This window comes from Algibacter sp., assembly GCF_049667265.1.
Classification (GTDB): Bacteria; Bacteroidota; Bacteroidia; order Flavobacteriales; family Flavobacteriaceae; genus Algibacter_B.
Genome location: NZ_JBATHX010000098.1, coordinates 1 through 4,205, shown reverse-complemented (window position 1 = coordinate 4,205; position 4,205 = coordinate 1). Strand labels below are relative to the sequence as shown.

4 protein-coding genes and 1 pseudogene are annotated in these 4,205 nt (G+C 32.5%); 4 read left to right on the top strand and 1 reads right to left on the bottom strand.

Annotation, left to right across the window (positions count from 1 at the left end):
• From WBN21_RS03605 to WBN21_RS03590, 4 genes are all read left to right on the top strand, one after another.
• A partial coding sequence (locus tag WBN21_RS03605; protein ID WP_424197931.1) for an NAD(P)/FAD-dependent oxidoreductase occupies positions 1-491 on the top strand: 491 nt, incomplete at its 5' end.
• 1 nt (position 492) lies between these two features.
• Positions 493-1,200, top strand: a complete 708-nt coding sequence (gene mtgA, locus WBN21_RS03600) for a monofunctional biosynthetic peptidoglycan transglycosylase (RefSeq protein ID WP_424197930.1) — start codon at positions 493-495, stop codon at positions 1,198-1,200.
• Positions 1,184-1,645: a 3-oxoacyl-ACP synthase gene (locus tag WBN21_RS03595; protein ID WP_424197929.1), complete on the top strand. Its 462-nt coding sequence runs from the start codon at positions 1,184-1,186 to the stop codon at positions 1,643-1,645. The genes mtgA and WBN21_RS03595 overlap by 17 nt, the downstream gene beginning before the upstream one ends.
• Before the next feature lie 33 nt (positions 1,646-1,678).
• Positions 1,679-3,931 (top strand): efflux RND transporter permease subunit, encoded by a 2,253-nt coding sequence (locus WBN21_RS03590; protein ID WP_424197928.1) that lies wholly within the window; start codon positions 1,679-1,681, stop codon positions 3,929-3,931.
• Position 3,932: 1 nt separating this feature from the next.
• Here WBN21_RS03590 and WBN21_RS03585 read toward each other — a convergent pair.
• Positions 3,933-4,205 (bottom strand): annotated as a pseudogene (locus tag WBN21_RS03585) (ABC transporter ATP-binding protein); the annotation flags it as partial.

Below are 4,205 nucleotides of genomic sequence, written 5' to 3'. Positions count from 1 at the left end.
AAATAAAAACCAATCAGTTCGAATTTTCAGCTTCAAAATTACTCATTGCTACCAATGGTTTTGCATCACAATTAATCAGCCAAGAAGTGAAACCAGCAAGAGCACAAGTTTTAATAACCAAGCCTATTAAAAATTTAAACATCAAAGGTACGTTTCATTTAGATAGAGGCTATTATTATTTTAGAAATATAGATAATAGAATCCTACTTGGTGGCGGGCGAAACCTAGATTTTTATGCCGAAGAAACATTAGAATTTAATCAAACGGATCTTATTCAAAACAAGCTAGACGATCTTTTAAAAACAACAATTTTGCCCAAAATACCATTTGAAATTGAACACCGATGGAGCGGAATAATGGGTGTTGGAAACCAGAAAAAGGCTATTGTAAAACCATTAAGTAATCATGTGTTTTGTGGTGTTCGGCTAGGTGGTATGGGCGTTGCCATTGGAAGTTTAATTGGAAAGGAATTAGCAAATTTTATAGAATAAAATGATTAAAAAACTATTCAAATTTATTGGGAAATGCGTTGTTTGGTTTATCATCATATCGTTTGGGTTAGTTATACTTTTTAAATGGATTCCTGTTCCATTTACACCTTTAATGGTTATTAGATATTTTGAACATGACAGCCCAAAAATACTTAAACATGATTGGGAGCCAATTGAGAATATTTCTAAAAACCTGCAATTAGCAGTTATTTGTAGTGAAGACCAAAATTTTTTGAACCACAACGGTTTTGATATGGAAGCCATTAAAAAAGCGATTGATTATAATAAAAAAGGAAAACGTGTACGAGGTGCAAGTACAATTACCCAACAAACAGCAAAAAATGTGTTTTTATGGCCACAACGCAGTTGGTCACGAAAAGGATTGGAAGCTTACTTTACTACTTTAATAGAATTAATTTGGTCTAAAGAACGCATTATGGAAGTGTATCTTAATAGTATCGAAATGGGTAATGGTATTTACGGTGCCGAAGCAGCATCACAATTTTGGTTTAAAAAATCAGCCATTAAATTAACAAGAAATGAAGCTGCAGCCATAGCGGCAATTCTTCCAAATCCATTAAAGTATAAGGCAAATCCAGCCTCTGGATATATTCAGGGTAGAAAAAGTTGGATTACGAGTCAGATGTATTTTTTTGGACCTTTAAATTATGAAAATAAAGAAGTAAAAGCCGATGAAAAAAAACAATAATATCAAGCCGCTTTTATTTAAGGCCTGCGAGAATTTTATTAATGCGAGATTTGAAACGGTTCAAAATACCATAAAGGAAATTCAAGAATCCTTGCAATCCGAAACCAAAAGTAGTGCAGGCGATAAGCACGAAACAGGTCGCGCCATGTTGCAGCTAGAGCGCGAAAAAGCGGGACATCAATTAGCAGAAATTGAAAATACTAGAGCATTACTTCAAAAAGTAAACATTGAAAAAACGTCAAATGTTATTGGACTTGGGAGTATTGTATATACAACTCAAGCCAACTATTTTATTGCCATTAGTGCAGGAGAATTAATGGTAGACCATGATAAATTTTATGCCATTTCAGCAAATACGCCCATAGCAAAATTATTGCTGTCAAAAAAAGTTGGCGATCATATCCAGTTTAGAAGCAGTACCTTTACAATTAAAAAAATAGTATAATAAAAGACAATAACGAATGATGACATTACATTGATGAAGCGTTTAGAAGTTGCTATTCAAAAGATAATAAAGTTTAGAATTGCCATTATACTGCTATTGTTAGGATTAATGGGGTTTTCAGGTCATCAAACCCTAAATAAACTTAATGTAGATAACTCTTTATCTATTTGGTTTTTAGAGGACGACCCGAGTTATAAAGCATACATAGATTATCAAGAAGAATTTGGTTCTGATGAAATTTTTATAGCCATGTTTCCTGTTGAAAATGCCATAGGAGCCTTGGAGAAAACAAAGCTTCTCCAACTTCATAAAAATATTGATTCATTATCCTTTGTAAAAACATCTTTTAGTTTAGCCAAAGCAAAATATCCAATTTATGCTAATGGTAAAATAAATTTTGATGCCTTATATAATACAGAGCGCAGCGAGAAAGGACTCAAAAGTATACTTTCTAAATTGCCTTATATTTCAGCGCAATTAGTATCCAAAGATTTTAAATATCAATTTTTCTACATTCAACTCAATCCTACGCCTACAATTGAAGCCAAACGCCAAATTATTTTAGGTGAGATTAGAAACAACATCGAAAATTATTATGATACTTATTATTTAACTGGCCCTCCAGTTTTAAATGAAGCCTATAGCAAAGGTATATACAAAGAAAGTTTAATTTTTGGTGTTTTAACGGTTTTAGTCATCACCTTAATGCTTCTGTTTTTACTTCCAGATAAACGGTATTTATTAGTATCCTTATTATCGGTTGCAGTTCCTGTATCTATACTATTCGGGATAATAACCTCTTTAGGGTTTGCTTTAAATATGATTTCAATGCTTATTCCAACCATTCTGATGGTTTATAGCGTAAGCGATGCGGTACATATTATTAATATTTACCATAAAGAAGGATTATTAAACAACGGGCTTAATAAAATATCATTAATAGCTTTAGCTTTAAGAAAGAGTTTAACACCATGTTTCTACACAACACTAACTACTTTTGTTGGCTATTTCGCGTTGTATTTATCGCCATTACCGGCATTTAAAAACATGGGTATTTTTACTTGTATTGGTTTGCTTTTAAGTTTCGTATTAGTATATGTGATTACCATTATTGGTTTCAGTTTTATGACCCTTAATTTTGAAGCGAGCAAACCAGTAGTTTCTATTATAAGTTTTAGCCAAACCAAATTTATCGATTGGATAAATCGTGTCACCTCGCAGTATAAAAATGGCATTATTATAGGCTTTACCATAGTTTTAATATATGGGTTATACGCTGTTTTCCAGGTTAAAATTGATACAGATTCGTCAGATCTTTTAGCGGAAGGAAAGGCAAAACAGGATTTACATCTTGTTGAAGCACAACTCCAAGGAAGTTCTAGGATGCAACTGGATATTTCTAGAATCGATGGCGGGTCTATTTTAAATAAAGATGCTATGGAACGTTTAGAAAATTTTCAAAACAGATTGGAACAAAATCCAGTTATAAACGCGCCTGTATCCGTTGTAAATATTAAATCTTTCATTGAAAAACGGTCGCCGGTTATCTTTCAATCTAATGTTTCTGAAGAAAAATTAAAAACTACCTTATCTTCAGTTGAAAATAGGGATAATAGTTTTTTCAAATTATTTGGGAACGATTTTGCTTCCGCAGGTATAACCATTAGTTTTAAGGATTTAAAAACATCTCAACTCGAGCAATTACTCGTGGATATTGAGAAAGATTTTAAAACGTCATTTGAAACTGAATACTATAAACTCAAAATTAACGGATTTGCAGTTGTTTTTGCACAACTTAATAAGTTCATACTTGAAACCCAGTTTAAATCGTTTTTTGCGGCTTTTTTTGTGGCGTTTTTATGCCTTTGGTTTTTTATAAAAAGCTTAAGAACTACTATTTTAGTTTTGATACCCAACATATTACCATTGGCTATACTGGCTATTTTCATGACTTGGTTTAACATTCCCTTGGGCGTGACAACAGCAATGATAACACCAATTATGTTAGGTATTGCTATGGATGACACTATTCATCTAGTCTATAAATATAGACGCAGTAAAAGCATTAAGGGTTCTCCAGAACAGCGCATGAATAACGCCTTGAATTATACTGGAAGCGCTTTGCTTTCTACCACTATGGCTTTAGTAGGAGGTTTTTTGATTATAGCTTCTAGTGAAACACCTTCGGTTATAGATTTTGGTTTGTTATGCGCTGTAACCGTGGCTATCGCTTTGATTACTGATGTATTTTTTCTACCTGCACTATTGAAAAAATTTGACAGATAACTTATTTTTCTATTTTCAAATGTAAAACCGCCCCTATTTCTAGTTTTGAATGATGCTCAAAAAACACAGTTTCACCATCCAAATCAGCTTCAATCAAATAATAATGCCCCTTAAAATAAGACCGTTTTACAGTTACTTTTAAATCTGATTTTTCAACTACCTCTAATTGATTTGCATAAACGATTTTATCATTTATAACATTAAACTCACCAAAAAAGGAAGCAATTAAAGGTGTTTTAGGGTTCTTATAAAGTGTTTCAGGAACATCGTTTAC

Excerpts from the sequence above, each read along its gene's own strand:
- WBN21_RS03590 (WP_424197928.1), top strand. The coding sequence starts at position 1,679 with ATGAAGCGTTTAGAAGTTGCTATTCAAAAGATAATAAAGTTTAGAATT.
- WBN21_RS03595 (WP_424197929.1), top strand. The coding sequence starts at position 1,184 with ATGAAAAAAAACAATAATATCAAGCCGCTTTTATTTAAGGCCTGCGAG.
- mtgA (WP_424197930.1), top strand. The coding sequence starts at position 493 with ATGATTAAAAAACTATTCAAATTTATTGGGAAATGCGTTGTTTGGTTT.